Below are 23,954 nucleotides of genomic sequence, written 5' to 3'. Positions count from 1 at the left end.
TCGGAGGCGGGGAGGGGGGAGGTTGCGGGGGCGTGAGCCGCATGGATGCGGCGACCGAGCTTACAGGGATGTACTTGCAGCGTCCCCCGCAATCTCCCCCCTTCCCGCCAAACCCTCAGCCCAGCTCTTGCCGTCGCTCCGGCTTCAAAGGCGGGTGCAGGGCCGCAGGCCCTGCAATACAAAAACCCCTTACTGGCCCCGCAGGCGGCTGTGCCGGAACCCGTAGCAGAAATAGATCACGAAACCGACGACCGTCCACACCCCCATCAGCATCCAGTTGTGCATCGTCATCGCCGACAGCAGCGCCAGGCAGCTCAGCACGCCCAGGCCGCAGATCAGCCACGCCATCGGCATGCGGAACGGGCGCGGCAGGTCCGGCTGGGTGCGGCGCAGGATCAGCACGCCGGCACAGACTGCGGCGAACGCGATCAGCGTGCCCATCGAGGTCAGCTCGCCGAGGATGTCCAGCGGGAACAGCGCCGCCAGCAGCGCGATGCCGATGCCGGTGATCACGGTGTTGATGTGCGGGGTGCGGTACTTCGGGTGGATCCTGGTGAACACCGGTGGCAGCAGGCCGTCGCGGCCCATGATCATGAAGATGCGCGGCTGGCCGATGATCATCACCAGCACCACCGAAGACAGGCCGACCAGCGCACCGACCTCGACCACCCAGCGCAGCCAGCCCAGCTGTGGGTGCGCGGCCACGGCAGTCACCACCGGCTCGTCGGTGCCCAGCAGCTGGAACGGCACCAGGCCAGTCATCACTGCGGCCATTGCGATATACAACACGGTGCAGATCACCAGCGACAGCATCATGCCGATCGGCATGTCACGCTGCGGGTTCTTCGATTCCTGCGCCGCCACCGATACCGCCTCGAAACCGATGTAGGCGAAGAACACCATCGCCGCGCCACGCAGCACGCCTTCCATGCCGTACTTGCCCGGGCCTTCATTGGCCGGAATGAACGGGGTCCAGTTGCTGGTGTCCACGTATTTCCAGCCGACCACGATGACCAGCACGATCAGGCCGGTCTTGAGCACGACCATCGCCATGTTCATCGCCGAGGACTTGCTGATGCCGACGTAGCACAGCCAGGTCAGCAGCAGCACCAGTGCGGCGGCGGGCAGGTTGGCGATCGCGCCGGTGGGGCGCAGCTCCGCGTCCAGTGGCGCGCTGACCAGTGCCGCCGGTAGATGGATGTCGAACTGGCTGAGCAGGCTGAGGAAATAACCGGTCCAGCTGACCGCCACCGCCGAGGCGGAGACGCCGTACTCGAGCACCAGCATCCAGCCGATGAACCAGGCCGAGAGCTCGCCGAAGGTGGCGTAGGTGTAGGTGTAGGCGCTGCCGGAGACCGGCACCATCGAGGCGAATTCGGCATAGGCCAGCGCGCAGAAGGCGCAGCAGATGGCGGCCAGCACGAAGGACAGCATGATCGCTGGGCCGGCGTGGTTGGCGGCGGCCTGGCCGGTGATGACGAAGATGCCGCCGCCGATCACCGCGCCGATGCCCAGGGCGGTCAGCCCCCAGGGGCCAAGGTGGCGACGCAGGCTCAGGCCGTTGGCGTCTTCATGGGCGGCATGCGGATGCTTGGTGGCCCACAGTTGCTTGAACATGTGTGGTGGTCTTGTCGAAGCGCGCCATGGGCGGCGCGCGGGAAAACGGAGGGGCCGGCGCGAGGCCGGCCCGAAGGCGGATCAGGGCGACTTGGCGAGCTTGCTGTTGCGGATGCCGTAGCCCAGGTAAATCAGCAGGCCGAGCAGCGTCCAGCCAACGAACAGGTGCCAATGCACCACGAACGCCTGCCAGAACAGGAACAGGCAGGTGGCCGCGCCGAGCGGGCAGATGATCCAAACCATCGGCACGCGGAACGGGCGGTGCAGGTCCGGCTTGGAATAGCGCAGCACCAGCACGCCGATGCAGACCGTGGCGAAGGCCAGCAGGGTGCCCATCGAGACCAGCTCGCCCAGCACGTTCAGCGGCACCAGGCCGGCCAGCGCGGCGGCGATCACGCCGACCACGATGGTGGCGACGTACGGGGTGCGGAAACGGGCATGGACCTTGCCGAAGAACTTCGGCAGCAGGCCGTCGCGGGAGATGGTATAGGCGATGCGGGTCTGGCCCATCATCATCACCAGCACCACCGAGGACAGGCCGGCGATGGCGCCGACTTCCACGAACGTCTTCAGCCAGGACAGGGTCGGGTAGGGCTCCAGCGCGGTCGCCACCGGCTTGTCGGTGCCCAGCAGGTGGTACGGCATCATGCCGGTCAGCACCGCACAGACGATGATGTAGACGATCGTGCACACGGCCAGCGAGCCGAGCAGGCCGATCGGCATGTTGCGTTGCGGGTCCTTGGTCTCACCGGCAGCGGTGGAGACCGCATCGAAGCCGATGTACGCGAAGAACACGATGGTGGCGGCGCGGAAGATACCGCTCCAGCCGAACTCACCCGGCACGCCGGTGTTTTCCGGAATGAACGGGTGCCAGTTGGCCGGGTCGATGTGGGCCGCGCCGATGCCGATGAACAGGCAGATGACGGTGACCTTGATCGCCACGATGATCGCGTTGACGAACGCCGACTGGGTCACGCCCACGTACAGCAGGCCGGATACCGCCGCCACGATCAGCACCGCCGGCAGGTTGAACAGCTTGCCGGAGGAGACGAACTCGCTGCCGGTCCAGGCGATGGGCGCGGCGCTGAGCATGTCCGGGAAGGGCATGTGCAGCGTGGTGGTGATGAAGCTGATCAGGTAGGCCGACCAGCCCACCGCGACCGAGGCCGAGGCGAACAGGTACTCCAGCACCAGGCACCAGCCGATGAACCAGGCCATGCCTTCGCCGAGGGTGGCGTAGGAATAGGAGTAGGCACTGCCGGAGACCGGCATCATCGCCGCGAACTCGGCATAGCACAGGCCTGCCAGCGCACAGGCGAAACCGGCCAGCACGAACGACAGCATCACCGCCGGGCCCGCGTGGTTGGCTGCGGCCTGGCCGGTCAGCACGAAGATGCCTGCGCCGATCACCGCACCCACGCCCAGCAGGATGAGGTGTTTAGCCGTGAGGGTCCGTTTCAACGTGGCTTCGCCGTCCAGGCTGCCTTCGATGGGTTCGCCGGCATCGACGTGCCCGGCCGGCTCGACCGGCTTGACCCTCAACAGAGCTTTCAGCATGCAGTACTTCCTAGTGATCGGATGGGGTGGGCGGCCGATACGTTGCCGGCTGCCTTGAATGGTGAAGGCCGTGCGAACGGCCCGCTGTACCTTAGCCAAAGCTGAAGCCAACGCACAAGCGCAATCGCAACAATGAACGGCGATAATGAGCAGTATTTTTCCGAACCGTCCCCATTCATGAGCCAGACCGCCGAAACCCTTGCCGCGCTTGACGATCGCCTGCGCGGCCTGCTCCGGGACTACGCGCGCCGCGAACCCGCCCACGACGCCCTGGCTGCCGAATTCGGCACATTGCTGGATGATCCGGAAGATCCGTTCCGCCGCGAGCGACTGGCCGGCCACTTCACCGCCAGTTGCTGGCTGGTCAGCGCCGATGGCCAGCGCCTGCTGCTCACCCACCACCGCAAGCTGCAGCGCTGGCTGCAGCTGGGCGGCCACGCCGACGGCGACCGTGACCTGGCCCGGGTGGCGCTGAAGGAAGCCGAGGAGGAGTCGGGCCTGAGCGGCCTGGTACTGGAAGACCCCGCCATCTTCGATCTGGACAAGCACTGGATTCCGGAGCGCAAGGACGTGCCGGGACACTGGCACTACGACGTGCGTTTCGTGATCCGGGCGCTCGGTGGCGAGGCATTCGTGCTCAGCGAGGAATCGCTCGACCTGGCCTGGCGGCCGGTGACCGAGGTCGCGTCCGATCCGGAATCGGATGAATCCATGCAGCGCATGGCACACCGCTGGCTGGCGCGCTAGCCATATGTAGAGCCGAGCCAATGCTCGGCTCAATGTCGGCCAGAAGTGCAGCCGAGCATGGGCTCGGCTCTACAAGTGCAAGGCGGAACGCGCGTCAGTACAGGATGCGCGTCCGCAGCGTGCCCGGAATCGCGGCCAGCTCGTCGCGGACGGCGGCGGCCTGCGCCTCGCTGGCGGTGATGTCGATCACCACGTAGCCCACCTTCGGGTCGGTGCGCAGGAACTGGCCGTCGATGTTGACGTTGTGGCGCGAGAAGATCTCGTTGACCCTGGACAGCACGCCCGGCACGTTCTGGTGGATATGCAGCAGGCGCAGGCTGTCCTCGTGTTCGGGCAGGGTCACTTCCGGGAAGTTGACCGCCGACAGCGTGCTGCCGTTGTCGCTGTAGCGCACCAGCTTGGCCGCCACTTCCACGCCGATGTTGTCCTGCGCTTCCAGCGTGCTGCCGCCCACGTGCGGGGTCAGGATCACGTTGTCGTGGCGGGTCAGCGGCGACTCGAAGATATCGCCGTTGCCCTTCGGTTCGACCGGGAACACGTCCAGCGCGGCACCGCCGACGTGGCCGCTGGCTAGCGCTGCGTCCAGCGCGTCGATGTCGACCACGGTGCCGCGCGCGGCGTTGATCAGGTGCGCGCCCTTGCGCATCTTCGCCAGCTCGGTGCTGCCGATCATCCACTGCGTGGCCGGGGTCTCCGGCACGTGCAGGGTGACGATGTCGGCGCGGGCCAGCAGATCGTCCAGGCTCGCCGCGGCACGGGCATTGCCCAGCGCCAGCTTGGTTTCCACGTCGTGGAAGATCACCTGCATGCCCAGCGATTCGGCCAGCACGCCGACCTGGGTGCCGATGTGGCCGTAACCGATGATGCCCAGCGTCTTGCCGCGTACTTCATGGCTGCCGCTGGCCGACTTCGACCAGCCGCCGCGATGGCACTCGGCGTTCTTCTGCGGAATGCCACGGGTCAGCATGATCGCCTCGGCGATCACCAGCTCGGCCACGCTGCGGGTGTTGGAGTAGGGCGCATTGAACACCGGGATGCCGGCCAGCTCGGCCGCGTCCAGGTCGACCTGGTTGGTGCCGATGCAGAAGCAGCCCACCGCGATCAGGCGCTTGGCCTCGGCCAGCACCTCGGCGCTGAGCTGGGTGCGCGAACGGATGCCGACGATGTGCGCCTCGGCGATGCGCGCCTTCAGTTCGTCCTCGGGCAGTGCCTTGGTGTGCGCCTCGATCTGGCTGTAGCCGGCGGCGCTGAACACCTCCACGGCGGTCTGGCTGACCCCCTCCAGCAACAGTACGCGGATATCCTGCTTCGGGAACGAGGTCTTCTTCGGCGACATGGGGCAACACGGCCAGTGGGACAGGGGCTGACCACTATGCCAGATCGAAGCGCCCATGGTGCAGTGCGCAATTGGTTGCATCCGTAGCTATCTGTATCGCTGCGGGGCTGGACGCTGGCGCGTACCGCTGGCACGCTTGCCCGTCTTCACGCACCGCGTTGGACCGTCATGACCGATTCCCGCATTGCCTCGCTGCAGCAGGCCTGTCCCGGCCTGAAGCTGAAGACCGACCCGGCCGACCTGGAGCATTACGGGCGCGACTGGACCCGGCGCTGGACGCCAGCGCCGCTGGCGATCGCACTGCCGGCCACGGTCGAGGAAGTGCAGGCGGTGATGCGCTGGAGTGCGGGCGAGGGCGTGGCCGTGGTGCCGTCCGGCGGACGTACCGGCCTTTCCGGTGGCGCGGTGGCCGCCAACGGCGAGCTGGTGCTCAGCCTGGAACGGATGAACAAGGCACTGGCCTACGACGCGGTCGATCGCACCCTGGTGGTGCAGGCCGGCATGCCGCTGGAGGCCGTGCACAACGCCGCGCTGGACCACGGCCTGATCTACCCGGTGGACTTCGCTGCGCGCGGGTCGTGCACGATCGGCGGCAACATCGCCACCAATGCCGGCGGCATCCGCGTGATCCGCTATGGCAATACCCGCGAGTGGATCGCCGGGCTGAAGGTGGTTACCGCCAGCGGCGAGCTGCTGGAACTCAACAAGGGCCTGATCAAGAACTCCAGCGGCTATGACTTCCGCCAGCTGCTGATCGGTTCGGAAGGCACGTTGGGCGTGATCGTCGAGGCGACAGTGAAACTCACCGATCCGCCGCCGGCCAGCAACGTGATGCTGCTGGCAGTACCCAGCTTCGAGGTGCTGATGCAGGTGTTCGCCGCGTTCCGCGCGCGCCTGCAGCTGCAGGCCTTCGAATTCTTCACCGACCGGGCGCTGGAGCACGTGCTGGCGCATGGCGCGCAGGCACCGTTCGACGAGGTGCATCCGTACTACGTCGTCACCGAGTTCGCGGCCAACGACGAGGCACAGGAAGCCGCGGCGATGGCGGCCTTCGAGGACTGCATGGGCAACGGCTGGGTCAGCGACGGTGTGATCAGTGCCAGCGATGCCCAGGCCGCCCAGCTGTGGCGCCTGCGCGAAGGCATCACCGAGTCGCTGGCGCGCTACAAGCCCTACAAGAATGACGTCTCGGTGCGGATCTCGGCGATGCCGGCGTTCCTGGCCGAGACTCAGGCACTGATCGGGCAGGCCTACCCGCACTTCGACGTGGTCTGGTTCGGCCATATCGGCGATGGCAACCTGCACATCAACGTGCTCAAGCCGGACGACACCAGCGACGCCGACTTCGTGGCGCAGTGCGAGCACGTGACCAAGCTGCTGGCGCAGGTGCTGGCCCGCTTCGATGGCAGCATCTCCGCCGAGCACGGCATCGGACTGGTCAAGAAGGGCTACCTGGACAGCACCCGCGCCCCCGCCGAGATCGCGCTCATGAAGGCGGTCAAACGCGCGTTCGATCCCCAAGCGCGGCTGAATCCCGGCAAGCTGTTCGACGCCTGAGCCGGGCAAATCCTTCACGTACCCGTTACGCTCCACGCACCTTCACAACCGGCTTCGAACCGATGACCCGTCCGCTTCTGCTGCTCGCCCTGCTGTCCCTGCCGCTGGCCGGCTTCGCTTCCAGCTTCGCTGGCACCTCGGCCGGTTCGGCGACCGGTGCCTCCTCCGGTTCCTCGGGCAGCAGCTCGGGCGACGACAAGGTGGTGCGAGCCGCGCGCGACGATGCCGCTGCGTTCGTCGCCAGCGACGGCCAGATCCGTGGCGCCCGCCTGCAGGCCGCGCTGGTCCACCTGCGTGAGCAGAGCGCTGCCGCACAGCAACAGAGCGACCTGGAACTGGCCCGCGCGCTGCTGGCGCGTTGATGCGGGCTGCATGACCTCGGCGTCATCGCTTTCTGCAGAGCCGAGCCATGCCCGGCTGGATGCCCGGCGCACCCGGATCGCAACAGCAGCCGAGCATGGCTCGGCTCTACGGAAGCACAGCGGGCGGTGCGGGTGGATCGCCGCATTGGCATGGCTGCTCATCCCTTCCGTCCACGCGGCTGATCGGCTGCAGCTCGATCCCTCCGGTCTCGATCCGACGCAGCAGCAGCTCGCCAGCCAGACCCTGGCCGACGTGCAGTCCCTGCTGCCGGAAGGCCTGCTGCGCGCTTTGCCGGCTCAGGTGCAGGTGCGCTGGAGTGATGACCTTCCCGCCGAGGTGCACGGGCGCGCTTTCGCCGGCCGCATTACGTTGCGCCGCACCCTGCTGGATGACGGCATGCCCGGCAACCGCCGTGCGCGCCGCAGTGCGCTGGTGCATGAACTGACCCACGTCGCCGACCGTGGCGGTGCGAACTGGTCGCAGAGCGTGCGATGGCGTGACCTTGCGGGCTGGCAGCGCAGGCCCTGGCACCTCGGCCGGGGCGACAACGATTTCCGTGATCGCAGCCCGGATGTCTATGAACTGGCGAACCCGGCCGAGTACCTGGCCGTGAATGCCGAGCATTTCGTGCTCGACGGCGAGTTCGCCTGCCGGCGGCCCGCGTTGGCGCAATGGTACCAGGCGCATTTCGGAACACCACCGTCGCTGCCACGGCCGCGGTGCGCCACGACGCTGCCCCTGCTGCAGGCCGAATCGGAGGAGGGCGCTGCATCGCTGCTGCAGCTCGACCCGGCGCGCGTCTACGCGGTGGACTACCTGTTCGCCGAAGGCAGTGCGCAGCCGATGAGTCGCTGGGGCCACAGCATGCTGCGGCTGGTGGTCTGCAAGCCGGGCCGCGTACCTGGGCCGGACTGCCGCCTGGACCTGGAGTACCACCGCGTGCTGTCGTTCCGCGCGTTCGTGGGCGACGTGCAGATATCCAACTGGCGTGGCCTGACCGGCGGCTATCCGTCGCGGCTGTTCGTGCTGCCCCTGCAGCAGGTGGTGGACGAGTACACCAAGGTCGAGCTGCGCGGGCTGCAGTCGCTGCCGCTGCAGCTGGGCCGCAGCGAAATCGCCAGCCTGCTCGAGCGCACCGCGCAGGTGCACTGGAGCTATGACGGGCGCTATTACTTCGTCAGCAACAACTGCGCGGTGGAAACCGCCAAGCTGCTGCAGGCCGGGGTGCCGCGCCTTGGCGAGGCGGGCCTGGCCCAACTGAGCCCGCGCGGCCTGAAGCGGCGACTGGTGCGGCTGGACGTGCTCGACGAGAGGGTACTGGCGGACCGCACTGCAGCGCAGGCGCAGGGCTACTACTTCGCCTCGGCGCGCGACCATTACCAGCAGTTGTTCGCAGTGGCCGCGGCCCAGCTGGCCTTGCCCGCTCGTGATGTGCGCGGCTGGTTGAAGCTGCCTGCACAGCAACGCGCACCGTGGCTGCTGCAGGGTGACCTGCGTGCCAGCGCCGGCCTGTTGCTGCTGGAACAGGCCGCGCAGCGGCGCGCCGAGCTGCGCGCACGCGATGTGCTCAAGCGGCAGCTGCTGGCCGCACCGGACGGCGCTGAAACGCGCAGCCTGCGCGGGTTGCTGGAGCAGAGCGGGCAGTGGCTGCGCCCGGGGACGCTGCTGCAGGATGACGGCTATGGATTGCCGCTGGGCGACGAGCAGGCGCTGCTGTCCGCGGCCGTGGCCACTGCCAGTGCGCAGGCGGTCCCGGCGTGGCAGGCATTGCGCGTCCAGCTGCGCCAGCAGCTGCCGATCCGCCAACGCGAGGAAATGGATGCGATCGACGCCAATCTGGCCGCACTCGGTGCACACCTGCGTACGCAGGCAGCCCGCCCGGCTACTGGCGCGGCAGTTCGATGACGAAGCGGCTGCCGCCGGCGCTGCCCGGGATGCAGTAGACGCGGCCACCGTGCGCGTCGGCGATGGCCTTGACCACCGCCAGGCCGAGCCCGCTGCCGCCGCCCTGGCGCGAGCGCGAACCGTCGCCACGCATGAACGGGGTGAAGATATCCGCGTGCAGTTCCGGGTCGATGCCCGGGCCCTCGTCTTCGATCGCCACCTGCACGTGGCCGGGCGTGTCATGCACTGCAATCCGCACCTTGCCCGGGCTGGCATAGCGCCGCGCGTTCTCCAGCAGCGCCAGCAATGCCTGGCGCAGGCGGGTCGGGTCGCAGTGCGCGTTGTGTTCCTCGCGGCTGGTTTCCAGCTCCAGCACGAAGCCGGCGGCGCGGAACTGTGGATCGACCAGGGTCATCACCGAATGCACCTCGGCCACCACGTCGGTGCGCGCGCGACGCACGTCCAGCCGCGCGTTGTCGGACAGGCTCAGCACGCGCAGGTCCTCGATCAGCCGTGACAGCCCTTCGACCTGGGCCAGCAGGCTGCGGAACTGCGACTCGTCTGGCTGGAACACACCCTCTGCCAGCCCCTGCAGGCGGCCACGCAGGATCGTCACCGGCGTGCGCAGCTCATGGGCGATGGCCGCGTGCCACATCGCGCGCTCGCTCTCCATGTGCTGCAGGCGGCGCGCCATCGCATTGAAGTCCTCGACCAGGGTCGCCACTTCGCCCGGCGAATTTTCCTCGACGCTGGCGCGTGCACCCAGGTCGCCGCCCGCGAGCGCACGCACGCTGTCCACCAGCGAATTCAGCGGCGACAGGATGCGGTGGGCGAGGCGGAACGAGGCGGCGATGGCCAGCGCCAGCCCGGTCAGGATCACGCCCACCATCCATGCCAGTTCCGGGCCGGTCGGCAGCCAGCTTTCCGGCTCCTCGGCACTGCCGGGGAAGAACTCGACCAGCACCGCGTACAGCAGCCACGATGACAGGATCATCATCACGATGACGCCGATCACCATCAGCGACATCGAAACGATGATGTGGCGGCTCAGCCCGGAGCGGCGCAGGGAGGGCATCAGCGATCGGCCATCAGCCGGTAGCCGACGCCACGCACGCTGGCTGGGACGTTGACCATGCCCACTTCATCCAGCTTGCGGCGCAGCTTGCTGACATGGCTGTCGACGGTGCGCTCCAGTGCTTCGCTTTCCGGCAGGCATTCGTGCATCAGCTCGCTGCGGCTGAAAATGCGCGTCGGCGCCAGCGCCATGCAGTGCAGCAGCTTGAACTCGGTGAGGGTGAGCAGCACTTCGTGGCTGTAGCCTTCGCCCTCCACGTGCACCGCGTGGGTGGCCGAGTCGATCAGCAGCGGGCCGACGCGCAACGCGGTGGGTGCGTCCACGCGCGCGGCGCGCAGCGTGCGCCGCAGTACGGCGCGCACGCGCGCGGCCACCTCGGCCGGGTTGAAGGGCTTGACCACGTAGTCATCAGCGCCCATCCGCAGCGCGGTCAGCTTGTCCAGGTCCTGGTCCAGTGCGGTCAGCATGATCACCGGCGTCTCGCCGCGCTGGCGCAGCTGGGTCAGCACGCTCCAGCCGTCCAGGCGCGGCAGCTGCACATCGAGCAGGACCAGGTCGGGCCGGGCGCTGCGGTGCAGGTCCAGTGCGCTGTGGCCATCGGCGGCGCGCAGCGTGCGCAGTCCTTCGCGTTCCAGGTAGGCGCAGAGAATGTCAGCGATCTCGGCCTCATCCTCGACGATCAGGACGAGGGCGGCGAGGGCAGGGGAGGCATGCATGCAGGGGCGGGGCCGTAAGGTGCTTGCCTCCATCGTATCTCCACAGTTCCTCCATCGAAACCCCATCATCGCCACGCAGACTGCGCGCTTCAGAACCTATCCGCCGCCTGCGCGGCATTGTGCACAGCAATGAGAACCTTCAGGACTCCGGTCGCGTTGATCGCGGCCCTCGCCTTGGCCATGACGGCCTGCTCCACTCCCGAAGCCACCCCCGAGGCGGCGCCGCGCGTCAGCGTGATCAGCGTCGGCCCGCAGGTGGTGCAGCGTGACGACGAACTGCCAGGCCGCGTCGCGGCGGTGCGCACCGCGCAGATCCGCGCACAGGTGGGCGGCATCGTGCAGCGGCGCCTGTTCGACCAGGGGGCGGAAGTCAGTGCCGGCCAGGCTTTGTTCCAGATTGACCCGGCAGCGTTCCGGGCCGACGTCGATTCGGCGCTGGCCGCACTGCAGCGCAGTGAGGCGGCGTTGGGCCGCAGTCGCGTGCAGTCGCAGCGCCTGCACGCCCTGGCTGCCGCGCAGGCGGTCAGCCAGCAGCATCGGGACGACGCCAGCGCCGAGTACGAGCAGGCACGCGCGGCAGTGAATGAAGCGCGCGCGATCCTGTCCCGTCGCCAGCTCGACCTGCGCTATGCCACGGTCAGCGCACCGATTGCCGGTCGTATCGATCAGGCATTGGTGACCGAAGGTGCGCTGGTCGGCGTGGCCGATGCCGAGCCGATGGCCGTGGTACAGCAGATCGACCAGGTCTACGTGGATGTGCGCCAGCCGGCGGCGCAGCTGGAGTCGCTGCAGCGCAGTGCGGCCGGCGGCGACAAGCTGCCGGTGACGATCATCGGTGCCGCCGGCAAGCCGCTGCCCGAGCGTGGCCAGCTGCTGTTCTCCGGTATCAATGTCGATGCACGGACGGGTGATGTGATCCTGCGCATCCTGGTGGACAACCCGCGGCGGCAGCTGCTGCCCGGCATGTATGTGCGCGCGAGGGTGCCGCGGGGTGCCCCGGCCAGCGCGTTGACCGTGCCACAGCAGGCGGTGCTGCGCAGCGCCGGTGGCCAGGCCTATGCCTGGGTGATCGGCGCCGACGGCAGGGCGGTGATCCGCACGCTGGAGGTGGACGGCAGCGTCGATCGCCAGTGGCTGGTGCGCGCGGGCCTGAAGGCCGGCGAGAAAGTGGTGGTCGAGGGCCAGGAGCGCCTGCAGGAAGGCGTGGTGGTCGATGCGCGCGACTGGCAGAAGCCGGTCGCCAGCGCCGGTGCGGTGCAGGCCGGCAGCAAGGGCTGAGCCTTTACCGGGACAGCCCCTCCAGGAAAATCCAACATGGCACGTTTCTTCATCGATCGCCCGGTGTTCGCCTGGGTGCTGGCGATCTTCATCATCCTGGCCGGCGCGCTGGCGATTCCGCGCCTGGCCGTGGAGCGCTATCCGGCGGTCGCGCCGCCCAGCGTCAGCATCTATGCCAGCTACCCGGGTGCGAGCCCGCAGACGTTGAACGATGCGGTGGTCGGCCTGATCGAGCGCGAGCTGTCCAGCGTCAAGCATCTGCTTTATTTCGAATCGTCGGTGGACACCTCCGGCGAAGCCTCGATCACCGCCACCTTCAAGCCCGGCACCAATCCGGAACTGGCGCAGGTGGACGTGCAGAACCGGATCAAGGCGATCGAGCCGCGCCTTCCGCGCAGCGTGCGGCAGAACGGCCTGTTCGTGGAGGCCGCCGATTCCGGCTTCCTGATGCTGGTCGGCCTGCGTTCGCCGGATGCCAGCGTCAGCGAGGCCGCGCTGGGCGATTTCATGGCGCGCAACATCATCGAAGAGCTGCGCCGCATCGATGGCGTCGGTCGCGTGCAGTTGTTCGGTGCCGAGCAGGCGATGCGCGTGTGGCTGGACCCGACCCGGTTGACCGGGTACGGCCTGACCATGGGCGATGTGGCCACTGCCATCGAGCAGCAGAACCTGGAGATCTCGCCGGGGCGCATCGGTGATTCGCCAGGTGTTCCAGGCCAGCGCATCACCGTGCCGCTCAGCGCCGACGGCCAGTTGTCCACGCCGGAACAGTTCGCGGCGATCGTACTGCGCGCCGGGGCCGACGGTTCACGGGTGGTGCTGGGTGATGTCGCCCGCGTCGAACTGGGCGCGCAGAGCTATGCCTGGGGCACCCGCGAGGACGGCCATCCGGCCACCGCCGCCGGGGTGCAGCTGCGGCCGGGCGCGAATGCGGTGCGCACGGCGTCGGCGGTCCGTGAGCGCATGGCCGAGCTGGCGCCGCTGTTGCCGCGCGGCGTGGAGGCGAGCATCCCGTTCGACACCGCGCCGTTCGTGAAGATCTCGATCCAGAAGGTGGTGCAGACGCTGCTGGAGGCGATGCTGCTGGTGTTCGCGGTGATGTACCTGTTCCTGCAGAACTGGCGCTACACGCTGATTCCGGCGCTGGTTGCACCGATCGCGCTGCTCGGTACCTTCGCGGTGATGCTGGCACTGGGCTTCTCGATCAACGTGCTGACCATGTTCGGCATGGTGCTGGCGATCGGCATCATCGTCGACGACGCGATCGTGGTGGTCGAGGGCGTGGAGCGGATCATGGCCGAGGAGGGCCTGCCGCCGCGCGAGGCGACCATCAAGGCGATGCGCGAGCTGACCGGCGCGGTGATCGGCATCACCCTGGTGCTGACCGCGGTGTTCATTCCGATGGCCTTGGCCAGCGGCTCGGTGGGCGCGATCTACCGCCAGTTCACCGTGGCGATGGCGGTGTCCATCCTGTTCTCGGCGCTGCTGGCACTGAGCCTGACACCGGCGCTGTGCGCGACCCTGCTGCGCCCGAACACCCACGGCCATCATGGTCGTGGCGGGCTGTTCGGCGCCTTCAATCGTGGCTTCGAGGCGTTGACCGGGCGCTACCAGCGTGGCGTGGCCTCCGTGCTGCAGCGAAGCGGCCGGGTGATGGGCGTGTTCGCCGCGCTGGTGGCGGCGCTGCTGCTGGGCCTGCACTGGCTGCCGGGCGCGTTCCTGCCGGAAGAGGACCAGGGCTATTTCATGACCTCGATCCAGCTGCCGGCCGAAGCCACCGCCGAACGCACGCTGGCGGTGGTCGAAGCCTACGAACGGCACGTGGCCTCGCGCCCGGGCATCGGCTCCAACCAGTCGATCCTCGGTTACAGCTTCTCCGGTTCCGGCCCGAGCGCGGCGCTGACCTACACCATGCTGAAGGACTGGGGCGAGCGTGCTGGCGCCACCGCGGCCGGCGAGGTGGAGGCCGCGCAGCAGGCGATGGCCACGGTTGCCGAGGGTGAGGTGATGAGCGTGATGCCGCCGGCGATCGACAGCCTGGGCCGTTCGTCCGGGTTCTCGCTGGCCCTGCAGGCGCGTACCGGGCAGAGCCAGGCCGAGCTGCGCGCGGCCCTGCAGCAGCTGCTGAAGCTGGCCGAGGCCAGTCCGCTGCTGTCGGAGGTGCATGCCGATGGCCTGCCGGCAGGTACCAGCGTGCGGCTGGACATTGATCGCGACAAGGCCGAGGCGATGGGCGTGGGCTTCGAGCACATCAGCAGCACGCTGTCAGCGGCGATGGGCTCGCAGTACGTCAATGATTTCCCCAACAAGGGCCGGTTGCAGCAGGTGATCCTGCAGGCCGACGCGCCGCATCGCATGGAACTGGAGGACGTGCTGAAACTGTACGTGCGCAACAGCGAGGGCGGCATGGTGGCGTTGTCGGAACTGGTGACCCCGAACTGGACCGAGGCGCCGCTGCAGCTGCAGCGCTACCTCGGCTTCCCGGCGTTGAATCTGTCCGGCGCACCGGCCTCCGGCGTGTCGACCGGCCAGGCCATGGCGGAGATGGAGCGGTTGGCCGGGAAGCTGCCGTCCGGTTTTGCCCTGCAGTGGACCAGCCAGTCGCTGCAGGAGCGTGAGTCGGGGGCGCAGGCGCCGTGGCTGCTGTTGTTGTCGATGCTGGTGGTGTTCCTGGTGCTGGCGGCGCTGTACGAGAGCTGGTCGATTCCGCTGGCGGTGATGCTGGTGGTGCCACTTGGCCTGCTCGGTGCGGTCGCCGCGGTGCTGTTGCGTGGCATGCCCAACGATGTGTTCTTCAAGGTCGGCATGATCACCGTGATCGGGCTGTCTGCGAAGAACGCGATCCTCATTGTCGAGTTCGCGCGGCAGCTGCAGCAGCAGGGGCGCGGCCTGGTCGAGGCGGCATTGGAGGCAGCCAGGCTGCGCCTGCGCCCGATCGTGATGACCTCGCTGGCATTCGCGCTGGGCGTGGTGCCGCTGATGCTGGCGCAGGGCGCGTCGAAGGAAACCCAGCAGGCGATTGGAACCGGTGTGTTCGGCGGGATGGTCAGTGCGACCGTGCTGGCCGTGTTCTTCGTGCCGGTCTTCTATGTAGTAGTGCAGGGCGCGCGGCAGTGGATCGCGCAGCGCCTGCGCAGGCGCCGGCCGATGCCGGGAGGAACCGTGGATGGAACGGAACATCGTTGAAGATCTGCATGAGCAGCAGTTGATGGCGCTGGAGCAGCGCCTGTGCGCTGCGCTGCTGGAAAATGACCACGATGCGTTGAACGCGCTGGTATCGCCGGCCTTGTTCATGATGGAAGGCCACGGCGGCCGCATGCTCGATCTGCCATGGCTGGGCGATTGGCTGGCCGGCAGCGTGCAGGTGCGAAGCCTGCAGCTGCACGCGGTGGAGACGCTGCTGTGTGGCCGCCTGGCGTTGCTGTCCAGCGACGTGCGGTTGTCCGTGTGGCGGCAGGGCCGGGAGCGTGAAGTGAAGCTGCGCCTGCTGCGGGTCTGGGCCTGCAGTTCCGGCGGCAGCGGTGCGCAGCTGTTGTCGATGGCGGTACTGGCCGCGTGAGTACGGTCAGGCCGCTTTCAGGCCGCGCTCACCGGCAGGTGGTAGGGTCGAAGGTCTCTGTAGTGTCGACAAGGAGTCGAGCCATGCGTGTAGTTCCCAGTCTGTTGGCAGCCTCGCTCGGGTTGGTGCTGGCCGCGTGCCAGCCGGCCCAGGCACCCGCTGCGGGCGGCACCGATGCCGCGCCGCCGGCGGCGCCCGAACCGGCTGCCAGCACCAGCGCCGGTACCGGCAGCGAGACCACGTACCAGTGTGGTGATCTGAGCGTGCGCGCGGCCTTCAATGGCGAGGATGCGGCCACGGTGGTGATCGGCGAACGTACCTTCGCCATGACCTCCGAACGTGCGGCGTCGGGTGCCAAGTACGGTGATGGCCAGGGCAACAGCTTCTGGACCAAGGGCAGCGATGACGGCCTGTTGAGCCTGAAGGGCGAGGCGGACCGCGAGTGCCATGCGGTCGAAGCGACCGAAGGCGATGGCAGCGCGGGCACGGCCGCGTTCCGCGCCACGGGCAACGAGCCGGGCTGGTTGGCGGTCGTCGATGGCGACGCGCCGGGCCTGCGGGTGGAAGTTGACTATGGCGAGCGTCGCTTCGACGTCGCCACGCCCACCGAAGGTGCTGACGGTTGGAGTGGCAAGGCGTCCGACGGTACCGACGTCAAGCTCAGCTTCCAGCGCACCACCTGCCAGGACGACATGAGCGGCGAGTCGTTCGATGCCAAGGTGAACCTGACCATCGGCACCCGCCAGTACCACGGCTGCGGCAACTTCGGTGCGAAGCAGCCGTAAGCCTTCTGTAGAGCCGAGCCCACGCTCGGCTCTACACGATCGCTACATGCGATGCGCTGCCCGCTGCCTGCGGCGAGCACGCCGCAAGCAGGGACAGGCAGCCGATCAGCGCAAGGCGCTTAGTCGGCGCGGCCGGCGAATTCGCCGGTGGCGGTGTTCACCAGCACGCGTTCGCCGTTGACGATGTATTCCGGCACCATGATCTCGATGCCGGTGTTGAGTTTGGCCGGCTTCGGGCGCTTGGTGGCAGTGCCGCCCTTCAGTTCCGGCGGGGTCTCGATCACTTCCAGCACCACCGAGGCCGGCAGCTGGATCGCCACCGGCTGCTCGTCGATCACCTGCACGTAGATGCCGGTCAGGCCGTCGGTGATGTAGCCGGCGTCGTCGCCGATCACGTCCGCGTCCAGGGTGTAGGGCGTGTAGTCCTCGTCATCGAGGAACACGAAGGCATCGCCGTCCTTGTACGAATAGGTGGACTGGCGGCGCAGCAGTTCGACCTCGACCAGGTTGTCGTCGGCATCGAAGCTGGCGTCGAGCTTGTTGCCGCCCGGCACGCTGTACATGATGAAGCGGAAGCGGACGTTGCCGCCGCGACCCTGGGGCGAGCTGCGCTCGATGTCGCGGATCTGGTACACGCCGTTGTTGTACTCGACGACGTTGCCCTTCTTGATGTCGTTGGCTTTCATGGTGATCTAGGTCGTTGGGGGAGGGCGCCGTCCCGGCGCCCGGGGGGAATCACTTCGGAGCGAGGCGGGTAGCGCCGTCCAGGCGGATGGTCTCGCCGTTGAGGTAGGTGTTGCCGAGGATGAAGCCGACCAGGCTGGCGAAGTCTTCCGGCTTGCCCAGGCGCGACGGGAACGGGATCGAGGCGGCCAGCGACTGCTGCACGGCTTCGGGCATGCCATCGACCATCGGCGTCCAGAACACGCCAGGAGCAATCGTATTGACGCGGATGCCGAAGCGCGACAGTTCGCGCGCCATCGGCAGCGTCATCGACACCACGCCGCCCTTGCTGGCGGCATACGCGGCCTGGCCGATCTGTCCTTCATAGGCAGCGATGCTGGCGGTGTTGATGATCACGCCGCGCTCGCCGTCTTCGCCGGCGTCGTTGTGCTGCATGCGGTTGGCCGCGGCCTTGGCGACGTTGAAGCTGCCGACCAGGTTGACCATCACCGTGCCCTGGAAGCCGGCCAGCGGCATCGGGCCTTCCTTGCCGAGCACGCGACCGGCGCCGAGGATGCCGGCGCAGTTCATCGCCACGTTCAGGCCGCCGAGGAAATCGTGGGCCTGGTCGATGGCTGCAGCCACGGCCGCCTCATCGCTGACGTTGACATTGAAATAGCGGGCCTTGTCGGCACCCAGCCCGGCAACGGCAGCTGCACCCTTGTCGTCGTTGAGGTCGAACAGAGCCACCTTGCCGCCCTGGGCGACGAGGTGCTGGGCCACGGCCAGGCCGAGGCCGGAGACGCCGCCAGTGATCACGGCACGTACGGAAGACAGCTGCATTGAACGGTCCTGCAGGTTCGAGAACCGCCGATTCTAACGGAAGCGGCGACCGTCGCCGTTGTGCGCTGCGCCGCCCGAGCGGGAGCGGCGCAGCGGGGTGCTCAGCCGGTCGCTGCGAGCGCCTGGCCGGTGCGGCTGGCGGTGGCGCGGCCGAGCAGGCCGGCCAGCCAGCGGCCGGTCTCGGCCAGTGCCGGCAGGTCCACGCCACTGTCCAGGCCCAGGCCCTGCAGCAGGTAGACCACGTCCTCGCTGGCGACGTTGCCGCTGGCCCCCTTCGCGTACGGGCAGCCACCGGCGCCCGAGACTGCACTGTCGACCACGCGCACGCCTGCTTCCAGGCAGGTGGCGATGTTGGCGATGGCCTGGCCGTAGGTGTCGTGGAAGTGCACGGCCAAGGCTTCCATCGGGATCTCGGCAGCTACCGCCTGCAGCATCGCCCGTGCCTTGCGTGGGGTGCCGACGCCGATGGTGTCGCCCAGCGAGATTTCGTAACAGCCCATCTGGTGCAGCGCGCGCGCCACCCGCACCACGTCGGCCAGCGGCACCTCGCCCTGGTAGGGGCAGCCGAGCACGGTGGAGACGTAGCCGCGCACGCGCACGCCATCGGCGGCGGCGCGGCGCAGGATCGGCTCGAACCGGGCCAGCGATTCGTCGATGCCGGCATTGGTGTTGGTGCGGTTGAAGGCCTCGGACGCAGCGGTGAACACCGCCACTTCCTCCACGCCCACCGCGCGGGCGCGGTCGTAGCCCTGTTCGTTCGGCACCAGTACCGGGTAGTGGATGCCCGGCCGGCGCTGGATGCCGGCGTAGACCTCGGCGGCATCGGCCAGCTGCGGAATCCACTTCGGGCTGACGAAACTGGTCGCCTCGATGCTGCGCAGGCCGGTGGCCGACAAGCGGTTGATCAGTTCGATCTTGTCGGCGGTGGACACCGATTGCTTTTCGTTCTGAAGGCCGTCACGCGGGCCGACCTCGACGATGCGGACGTAGTCGCTCATGCAGCCACCTCGCCGATGGGGCGATGGCAGACCGCTTCGATGTTGTTGCCGTCCGGGTCGAGCACGAAGGCGGCGTAGTAATCCGGGTGGTACCACGGGCGCAGGCCCGGCGCGCCGTTGTCGCGGCCACCGGCGGCGAGGGCGGCGGCGTGGAAGGCGTCCACCTGCGCGCGGCTGGCGCAGGCGAAGGCCACGTGCACGCCGTGGCTGGCGGTGCCGCCATTGCCGAGCCAGAAGAACGGCTTGCCGTCGCTGCCGAAGCCGATGTGGTCGTGGTCGCCGGTCTGTTCGGCGCTCACTTCCATCACCACGCCGATCTGCAGCGGCGCCAGCGCCTGCAGGAAGAAGGTCTTGCTGCGCGCCAGGTCGGCGCTGGTCAAACCAAGATGATCGAGCATGTTCAGGCTTCCGTGACCCAATGGGGGGCGCGCTTGTCGAGGAAGGCGCCCAGGCCTTCCTGGCCCTCGGCGGACACCCGCAGGCGCGCGATCAGGGCGGCATTATCCCGATCCAGCGCGTCGCGGTCATGGCTGTCGCGGACCTGCCGGACCAGCTGCTTTGCGGTGGACGAGGCGATCGGGCCGGCCTTGTCGAGCAGGGCCAGCTGGCGCTCCAGCGCTTCGTCCAGGCGCTCGGGCTCGACCAGCTGGTGGACCAGGCCGATGCGCAGTGCGGTATCGGCGTCGAAGTGCTCGCCGGTGGCGAACCAGCGCCGCGCCTGGCGCGGGCCGATGGCCTCGATCACGTAAGGCGAGATCACCGCCGGCAGCAGGCCAAGGCGGCTTTCGGTCAGGCCGAAGCGGGCCGAGGTGCTGGCGATGGCAATGTCGCAGCAGGCAACCAGGCCGACGCCGCCACCGAAGGCCGCGCCGTGGACCCGGGCCAGGGTCGGCTTGGGCAGCTCGTCCAGGGTGCGCATCAGCCGTGCCAGTGCCAGCGAGTCCTCGCGGTTGTCGGCCTCGCTGGCCGCCGCCATGCCGCGCATCCACTGCATGTCGGCACCGGCCGAGAAGGAGGCGCCGTGGCCGGCGACCACCACGGCCCGGACCGAATCATCGCGGCCGGCGGCTTCCAGCGCGGCGGTCAGCCGGGCGATCAGGCTGGCGTCAAAGGCGTTGTGCAGCTCCGGCCGGTTCAGCCAGAGGGTGAGGACGGCGCCACGGCGCTCGATCTGCAAAGCATCGTTCATGGGATTCCAGGGTCACTCCATACCTGTATGGATCATAGCGGGCCATTGGTCATGGGCCATGACGCGACGCGGGAATGTTAGAATCGAGAACCATTTACATCCAGCAGAGAACACGCTAGATGACGCTGTCCGAACTGCCGCTGCACACCTCGGCCGTGGTCGAGTCCGTGCAGGACCTGCATGCCAACGATGCCATTGCCCGGCGCCTGCGCGAGCTGGGTTTCGTGAACGGCGAGGAAGTGCGCCTGGTGGCCAAGGGCCCGGTGGGCGGCGAGCCGCTGCTGGTGCAGGTCGGGTTCACCCGGTTCGCGCTGCGGATCAGTGAAGCCAAGCGGGTCGTGGTCGACGCCGCCAGCCAGGAACGACGTGCATGACCGCAATCGCCGCCACCGCCCCCCTGCGCATCGCGCTGGTCGGTAACCCCAACAGCGGCAAGACCGCGCTGTTCAACCAGCTGACCGGCAGCCGGCAGAAGGTCGCCAACTACACCGGCGTCACCGTCGAGCGCAAGGAGGGCCGCCTGCGCGCGCCGTCCGGCCGTGAATTCGCCGTGCTTGACCTGCCGGGCGCCTACAGCCTGCATCCGGCCAGCCTGGACGAGGCGATCACTCGTGACCTGTGCCGGGGCTTCTACCCGGGCGAGGCCGCGCCGGACGTGCTGCTGTGCGTGATCGACGCCACCAACCTGCGCCTGCACCTGCGCTTCGCGCTGGAGCTGCGCGAACTGGGCAAGCCGATGGTGGTGGCCCTGAACATGGTCGACGCGGCCCAGCGCCGCGGCATCCAGGTGGATGTGGCCGCGCTGGAACGCGAGCTGGGCGTGCCGGTGGTGGAGACCGTGGCGGTGCGCAAGCAGGGCGCCAAGGCCCTGGTCGAGCGCCTGGACGCCATGGTGCCGCACCTGGATGCGCCGGTGCCGGGCCCGGAAGGTGGCATCGATTACCACGCCAAGGTGCGCGGGATCCTGTCGGTCGCCGTGCGCATGCCGGCACGGACCGCGAAGATCGACGACGCGCTGGACCGCTGGCTGCTGCACCCGGTGTTCGGCCTGGTCAGCCTGGCGATGGTGATGTTCCTGATCTTCCAGGCGGTGTACGCCTGGGCGACGCCGCTGATGGACGGCATCGAGGCTGGCTTCGCCTGGCTCGGCACCTTTGTTGGCAGCGTGCTGCCGGAAGGCCCGCTGGCCAGCCTGCTGACCGACGGCATCATCGCAGGCGTCGGCGGCGTGGTGGTGTTCCTGCCGCAGATCCTGATCCTGTTCTTCTTCATCCTGGTGCTGGAGGAGTCCGGCTACCTGCCGCGTGCGGCGTTCCTGCTCGACCGCATGATGGCGGCCGCCGGCCTGTCCGGCCGCTCGTTCATCCCGCTGCTGTCCAGCTTCGCCTGCGCGGTGCCGGGCATCATGTCCACGCGCAGCATCCAGGACCCGCGTGACCGCCTGGCCACGATCCTGGTGGCGCCGCTGATGACCTGCTCGGCGCGCCTGCCGGTGTACGCGCTGCTGATCGGTGCGTTCATTCCGCAGAAGACGGTGTGGGGCGTGTTCAACCAGCAGGGCCTGGTGCTGTTCGGCCTGTATGCGGCGGGCATTCTCAGCGCGCTGGCGATGTCGTGGATCATGAAGAAGTGGCGTCGCGACAAGAGCGAGCACCCGCTGATGCTGGAGCTGCCGTCGTACCGCCTGCCGCATGTGCGCGACCTGGCGGTGGGGCTGTACGAGCGCGGCATGATCTTCCTCAAGCGCGTCGGCGGCATCATCCTGGCGCTGACCATCCTGCTGTGGGTGCTGCTGTCGTTCCCGGCGGCACCGGCCGACGCCACGATGCCAGCCATCGACTACAGCTACGCCGGCCAGATCGGCCATGCGATGGCGGTGTTCTTCGCGCCGCTGGGCTTCAACTGGCAGATCTGCATCGCGCTGATCCCGGGCCTGGCCGCGCGCGAGGTGGCGGTGTCGTCGCTGGCCACCGTGTATGCGCTGTCGGCCGCCGATGACGATGCCGCCAGCCAGGCGCTGACCCCGCTGATCAGCGATGGCTGGTCGCTGGCGACCGCGCTGTCGCTGCTGGTCTGGTACATCTACGCCCCGATGTGCATCTCGACGCTGGCCACCATCAAGCGCGAGACCAATTCGTGGAAGCAGATGGGCTTTGCCGCGTTCTACCTGTTCGCAGCGGCTTATGTGGCCGCACTGATCACCTACCAGGTGACCAGGGCGCTGGGAGGCGGCTGATGGATACCGGCCTGCTGATCCAGTACCTGATCATCGCGGTGGCTGTGCTGGTCAGTGCCTGGGTGGTGCTGAAGAAGCAGTTCCCGGGCACCGTGCGCACGCTGCGCGGTGCGTTGGCGTTGGCCCTGTTGAAGCCGGGCCGCGCCGCCTGGCTGCAGGCGCTGGGGCGGAAGATCGCGCCGCCGGCAACGGGCGGTGGTGGTGCCTGTGGCGGTTGCGACAGCTGCGGGCCGACCAAGAAGTAGCGTCGAGCCATGCTCGACGGCGGCCGGCCGGTGGGTGCGAACCTTCGGCCGGTGGTGCGGGCCTTCGCCCTGTGGGTGCGAACCTTGGTTCGCACGCTCTCGGGATTCAGACCTCTCTGCGGATGATCGCCCGGAAGTTCCCGTCCCGGTTCAATCGCCGCACCGATTCCCTGTTCCCATGGGCTGCCGCGAAACCTGCCACGTCGGCCAGGGCATCGAGCAGCAGGGCCTTCAACGCGTCGCGGTTACCGGCCTCCAGCAGATCTTCAAGATCCTGCTGGATGAAGGTCCGGCGCAGGCCCGGCGTTTCTTCGATCCGCCAGTCGACATGGGGCGTGGGGATGCTGGAGCGGTACCGGAAAGCCGTTTCAAGATCGTCAGGCGCGAGGGGATACGTGAGCAGTTCCGGAAAGTAGAGTCCAGCATTCACATAGAAGCCCCGGCTTTCGCTGGCGCGCTGGTGATTCACGACAAGCAGCGCGGCATCCAGCAAGCGGTAGCGGGTCGTCGACGTCCCGGCAAAGCCGGTCTTCCTGGCGCACTTGCTGAAGACGGTCGAGGATTTCATGGGCTTTGCCTGGGCCGTAACAAGGGCCCACAGCCTTGAGGCGCAGTGCCTGACGGTCAATTGGCAAACGCGACACCCGCAACGAGCGCCGCAGGTGGGTGCGAACGCTCCAGGTGGGTGCGAACCTTGGTTCGCACGCTCTTCCAGCTAGTTGGCCCGTGAGCCCAGCTCCGCTGCCAACGCCAGCCACCGGTTGCGTTGCTCCGGCGAGCTGCTGCGCACCGCACCGAGTCGGCTGACCCGCACCGGGCGGATGCCGCAGAATTCCAGAATAGTGGCGCGGATCTGGGTGATGCCCGGGTCGCGGTAGATCCAGCGGTAATACCAGGGCGGCGTATCCAGCGTGGTGATCACCCGTGCGCTGCGACCGGCCAGCAGCCGGTCCCACCAGACTGAATCGCGCCGGTAGCGGAAGGCGTACCCCGGCAGCAGCACGCGATCGAAGAAGCCCTTCAGCAGCGCCGGCATCGCGCCCCACCAGGTGGGATAGACCAGCACCAGATGGTCGCAGGCCTCGATCGCATCCGCAGTGTCCTGCAGGTCGGCTTCCAGCGGCTGGATCTGGCGGTAGCCATGGCGCAGCACCGGATCGAACTCGAGTTCGCCCAGTGCGATCAGGCGCACCCGATGGCCAGCATTCTCGGCGGCGGTGGCGTAGCGCTGGGCGAGGGCACCGCACAGGCTGTCGCGGTCGGGATGGCCGAGCAGGATCAGGATGGAACGGGACACGGCAACCTC

23 protein-coding genes are annotated in these 23,954 nt (G+C 68.1%); 11 read left to right on the top strand and 12 right to left on the bottom strand.

The window, feature by feature from the left end; genetic code table 11:
• Positions 1–189: 189 nt before the first annotated feature.
• Both AC5P53_RS07820 and AC5P53_RS07815 read right to left on the bottom strand, forming a co-directional pair.
• Entirely contained in the window at positions 190–1,617 is a 1,428-nt protein-coding gene (locus AC5P53_RS07820; protein ID WP_134808819.1) for an amino acid permease, read from the bottom strand.
• Between the two features lie 81 nt (positions 1,618–1,698).
• Positions 1,699–3,174, bottom strand: coding sequence for an amino acid permease (locus tag AC5P53_RS07815; protein WP_014646972.1), 1,476 nt, complete (start codon positions 3,172–3,174; stop codon positions 1,699–1,701).
• A 132-nt stretch (positions 3,175–3,306) separates the two neighbouring features.
• On the opposite strand from AC5P53_RS07815, the gene AC5P53_RS07810 reads away from it, so the two are divergent.
• Positions 3,307–3,921: an NUDIX hydrolase gene (locus AC5P53_RS07810; protein ID WP_241886768.1), complete on the top strand. Its 615-nt coding sequence runs from the start codon at positions 3,307–3,309 to the stop codon at positions 3,919–3,921.
• 94 nt (positions 3,922–4,015) lie between these two features.
• On the opposite strand, the gene serA is transcribed toward AC5P53_RS07810, so the two are convergent.
• Complete coding sequence (gene serA, locus AC5P53_RS07805; protein ID WP_005416356.1) at positions 4,016–5,257, bottom strand: phosphoglycerate dehydrogenase; 1,242 nt, start codon at positions 5,255–5,257, stop codon at positions 4,016–4,018.
• Positions 5,258–5,425: 168 nt separating this feature from the next.
• Here serA and AC5P53_RS07800 point away from each other — a divergent pair, with 168 nt between their 5' ends.
• The 3 genes from AC5P53_RS07800 (at position 5,426) to AC5P53_RS07790 (ending at position 9,082) form a co-directional block, all read left to right on the top strand.
• Positions 5,426–6,814: an FAD-binding oxidoreductase gene (locus AC5P53_RS07800; RefSeq protein WP_126412054.1), complete on the top strand. Its 1,389-nt coding sequence runs from the start codon at positions 5,426–5,428 to the stop codon at positions 6,812–6,814.
• Positions 6,815–6,876: 62 nt separating this feature from the next.
• Positions 6,877–7,176, top strand: coding sequence for a DUF2388 domain-containing protein (locus tag AC5P53_RS07795; RefSeq protein WP_014646975.1), 300 nt, complete (start codon positions 6,877–6,879; stop codon positions 7,174–7,176).
• A gap of 10 nt (positions 7,177–7,186) precedes the next feature.
• On the top strand, positions 7,187–9,082 hold the full coding sequence (locus tag AC5P53_RS07790) for a DUF7844 domain-containing protein (protein WP_495227234.1): 1,896 nt from the start codon (positions 7,187–7,189) through the stop codon (positions 9,080–9,082).
• On the opposite strand, the gene AC5P53_RS07785 is transcribed toward AC5P53_RS07790, so the two are convergent.
• Together AC5P53_RS07785 and AC5P53_RS07780 are read right to left on the bottom strand one after the other, a co-directional pair.
• Entirely contained in the window at positions 9,060–10,136 is a 1,077-nt protein-coding gene (locus AC5P53_RS07785; protein ID WP_014646977.1) for an ATP-binding protein, read from the bottom strand. The two genes, AC5P53_RS07790 and AC5P53_RS07785, sit on opposite strands and share 23 nt — an antisense overlap.
• Complete coding sequence (locus AC5P53_RS07780; RefSeq protein ID WP_014646978.1) at positions 10,136–10,852, bottom strand: response regulator; 717 nt, start codon at positions 10,850–10,852, stop codon at positions 10,136–10,138. The genes AC5P53_RS07785 and AC5P53_RS07780 overlap by 1 nt, the downstream gene beginning before the upstream one ends.
• 129 nt (positions 10,853–10,981) lie before the next feature.
• On the opposite strand from AC5P53_RS07780, the gene AC5P53_RS07775 reads away from it, so the two are divergent.
• The 4 genes from AC5P53_RS07775 (at position 10,982) to AC5P53_RS07760 (ending at position 16,474) form a co-directional block, all read left to right on the top strand.
• On the top strand, positions 10,982–12,130 hold the full coding sequence (locus AC5P53_RS07775; RefSeq protein WP_032959482.1) for an efflux RND transporter periplasmic adaptor subunit: 1,149 nt from the start codon (positions 10,982–10,984) through the stop codon (positions 12,128–12,130).
• Between the two features lie 36 nt (positions 12,131–12,166).
• Complete coding sequence (locus AC5P53_RS07770) at positions 12,167–15,316, top strand: multidrug efflux RND transporter permease subunit (protein WP_241886770.1); 3,150 nt, start codon at positions 12,167–12,169, stop codon at positions 15,314–15,316.
• Entirely contained in the window at positions 15,297–15,689 is a 393-nt protein-coding gene (locus AC5P53_RS07765; protein ID WP_014646981.1) for a nuclear transport factor 2 family protein, read from the top strand. The genes AC5P53_RS07770 and AC5P53_RS07765 overlap by 20 nt, the downstream gene beginning before the upstream one ends.
• 83 nt (positions 15,690–15,772) lie before the next feature.
• A complete protein-coding gene (locus tag AC5P53_RS07760) occupies positions 15,773–16,474 on the top strand; it encodes a COG3650 family protein (protein ID WP_197621132.1) in 702 nt (233 codons plus the stop codon).
• A 119-nt stretch (positions 16,475–16,593) separates the two neighbouring features.
• On the opposite strand, the gene yeiP is transcribed toward AC5P53_RS07760, so the two are convergent.
• From yeiP to AC5P53_RS07735, 5 genes are all read right to left on the bottom strand, one after another.
• Entirely contained in the window at positions 16,594–17,160 is a 567-nt protein-coding gene (yeiP, locus tag AC5P53_RS07755; protein ID WP_005409468.1) for an elongation factor P-like protein YeiP, read from the bottom strand.
• A gap of 49 nt (positions 17,161–17,209) precedes the next feature.
• Positions 17,210–17,980, bottom strand: a complete 771-nt coding sequence (locus tag AC5P53_RS07750; protein ID WP_014646983.1) for an SDR family oxidoreductase — start codon at positions 17,978–17,980, stop codon at positions 17,210–17,212.
• A 101-nt stretch (positions 17,981–18,081) separates the two neighbouring features.
• Positions 18,082–18,978: a hydroxymethylglutaryl-CoA lyase gene (locus AC5P53_RS07745; protein WP_049440083.1), complete on the bottom strand. Its 897-nt coding sequence runs from the start codon at positions 18,976–18,978 to the stop codon at positions 18,082–18,084.
• The gene (locus AC5P53_RS07740; protein ID WP_014646985.1) at positions 18,975–19,376 is read right to left on the bottom strand and encodes a VOC family protein; all 402 of its coding nucleotides are present in this window, start codon (positions 19,374–19,376) and stop codon (positions 18,975–18,977) included. The genes AC5P53_RS07745 and AC5P53_RS07740 overlap by 4 nt, the downstream gene beginning before the upstream one ends.
• A 2-nt stretch (positions 19,377–19,378) precedes the next feature.
• On the bottom strand, positions 19,379–20,167 hold the full coding sequence (locus AC5P53_RS07735) for an enoyl-CoA hydratase/isomerase family protein (RefSeq protein ID WP_014037048.1): 789 nt from the start codon (positions 20,165–20,167) through the stop codon (positions 19,379–19,381).
• Between the two features lie 119 nt (positions 20,168–20,286).
• On the opposite strand from AC5P53_RS07735, the gene AC5P53_RS07730 reads away from it, so the two are divergent.
• The 3 genes from AC5P53_RS07730 to AC5P53_RS07720 are packed head-to-tail and all read left to right on the top strand — an operon-like array spanning position 20,287 to position 22,648.
• Complete coding sequence (locus AC5P53_RS07730) at positions 20,287–20,541, top strand: FeoA family protein (RefSeq protein WP_005416370.1); 255 nt, start codon at positions 20,287–20,289, stop codon at positions 20,539–20,541.
• Complete coding sequence (feoB, locus tag AC5P53_RS07725) at positions 20,538–22,403, top strand: ferrous iron transporter B (protein ID WP_241886771.1); 1,866 nt, start codon at positions 20,538–20,540, stop codon at positions 22,401–22,403. Before AC5P53_RS07730 ends, feoB begins: the two co-directional genes overlap by 4 nt.
• Positions 22,403–22,648, top strand: a complete 246-nt coding sequence (locus AC5P53_RS07720) for a DUF6587 family protein (RefSeq protein ID WP_032959473.1) — start codon at positions 22,403–22,405, stop codon at positions 22,646–22,648. Before feoB ends, AC5P53_RS07720 begins: the two co-directional genes overlap by 1 nt.
• A 106-nt stretch (positions 22,649–22,754) precedes the next feature.
• On the opposite strand, the gene AC5P53_RS07715 is transcribed toward AC5P53_RS07720, so the two are convergent.
• The gene (locus AC5P53_RS07715) at positions 22,755–23,216 is read right to left on the bottom strand and encodes a DUF4304 domain-containing protein (RefSeq protein ID WP_142234665.1); all 462 of its coding nucleotides are present in this window, start codon (positions 23,214–23,216) and stop codon (positions 22,755–22,757) included.
• 147 nt (positions 23,217–23,363) lie between these two features.
• A complete protein-coding gene (locus AC5P53_RS07710; protein WP_049408776.1) occupies positions 23,364–23,945 on the bottom strand; it encodes an NAD(P)H-dependent oxidoreductase in 582 nt (193 codons plus the stop codon).
• Positions 23,946–23,954 lie beyond the last annotated feature (9 nt).

The sequence above is a fragment of the Stenotrophomonas sp. YJH_SMC_82 genome (genome assembly GCF_059368875.1).
Note: the sequence above shows the minus strand (reverse complement) of the source record. Positions and strands in the feature narration are given on the sequence as shown.

Excerpts from the sequence above, each read along its gene's own strand:
- AC5P53_RS07745 (WP_049440083.1), bottom strand. The coding sequence starts at position 18,978 with ATGAGCGACTACGTCCGCATCGTCGAGGTCGGCCCGCGTGACGGCCTT.
- yeiP (WP_005409468.1), bottom strand. The coding sequence starts at position 17,160 with ATGAAAGCCAACGACATCAAGAAGGGCAACGTCGTCGAGTACAACAAC.
- AC5P53_RS07820 (WP_134808819.1), bottom strand. The coding sequence starts at position 1,617 with ATGTTCAAGCAACTGTGGGCCACCAAGCATCCGCATGCCGCCCATGAA.
- AC5P53_RS07760 (WP_197621132.1), top strand. The coding sequence starts at position 15,773 with ATGCGTGTAGTTCCCAGTCTGTTGGCAGCCTCGCTCGGGTTGGTGCTG.
- AC5P53_RS07795 (WP_014646975.1), top strand. The coding sequence starts at position 6,877 with ATGACCCGTCCGCTTCTGCTGCTCGCCCTGCTGTCCCTGCCGCTGGCC.
- AC5P53_RS07810 (WP_241886768.1), top strand. The coding sequence starts at position 3,307 with ATGAACGGCGATAATGAGCAGTATTTTTCCGAACCGTCCCCATTCATG.
- AC5P53_RS07775 (WP_032959482.1), top strand. The coding sequence starts at position 10,982 with ATGAGAACCTTCAGGACTCCGGTCGCGTTGATCGCGGCCCTCGCCTTG.
- AC5P53_RS07740 (WP_014646985.1), bottom strand. The coding sequence starts at position 19,376 with ATGCTCGATCATCTTGGTTTGACCAGCGCCGACCTGGCGCGCAGCAAG.
- feoB (WP_241886771.1), top strand. The coding sequence starts at position 20,538 with ATGACCGCAATCGCCGCCACCGCCCCCCTGCGCATCGCGCTGGTCGGT.
- AC5P53_RS07800 (WP_126412054.1), top strand. The coding sequence starts at position 5,426 with ATGACCGATTCCCGCATTGCCTCGCTGCAGCAGGCCTGTCCCGGCCTG.
- AC5P53_RS07780 (WP_014646978.1), bottom strand. The coding sequence starts at position 10,852 with ATGCATGCCTCCCCTGCCCTCGCCGCCCTCGTCCTGATCGTCGAGGAT.
- serA (WP_005416356.1), bottom strand. The coding sequence starts at position 5,257 with ATGTCGCCGAAGAAGACCTCGTTCCCGAAGCAGGATATCCGCGTACTG.
- AC5P53_RS07735 (WP_014037048.1), bottom strand. The coding sequence starts at position 20,167 with ATGAACGATGCTTTGCAGATCGAGCGCCGTGGCGCCGTCCTCACCCTC.
- AC5P53_RS07730 (WP_005416370.1), top strand. The coding sequence starts at position 20,287 with ATGACGCTGTCCGAACTGCCGCTGCACACCTCGGCCGTGGTCGAGTCC.
- AC5P53_RS07785 (WP_014646977.1), bottom strand. The coding sequence starts at position 10,136 with ATGCCCTCCCTGCGCCGCTCCGGGCTGAGCCGCCACATCATCGTTTCG.
- AC5P53_RS07790 (WP_495227234.1), top strand. The coding sequence starts at position 7,187 with ATGACCTCGGCGTCATCGCTTTCTGCAGAGCCGAGCCATGCCCGGCTG.
- AC5P53_RS07715 (WP_142234665.1), bottom strand. The coding sequence starts at position 23,216 with ATGAAATCCTCGACCGTCTTCAGCAAGTGCGCCAGGAAGACCGGCTTT.
- AC5P53_RS07720 (WP_032959473.1), top strand. The coding sequence starts at position 22,403 with ATGGATACCGGCCTGCTGATCCAGTACCTGATCATCGCGGTGGCTGTG.
- AC5P53_RS07770 (WP_241886770.1), top strand. The coding sequence starts at position 12,167 with ATGGCACGTTTCTTCATCGATCGCCCGGTGTTCGCCTGGGTGCTGGCG.
- AC5P53_RS07750 (WP_014646983.1), bottom strand. The coding sequence starts at position 17,980 with ATGCAGCTGTCTTCCGTACGTGCCGTGATCACTGGCGGCGTCTCCGGC.
- AC5P53_RS07765 (WP_014646981.1), top strand. The coding sequence starts at position 15,297 with ATGGAACGGAACATCGTTGAAGATCTGCATGAGCAGCAGTTGATGGCG.
- AC5P53_RS07815 (WP_014646972.1), bottom strand. The coding sequence starts at position 3,174 with ATGCTGAAAGCTCTGTTGAGGGTCAAGCCGGTCGAGCCGGCCGGGCAC.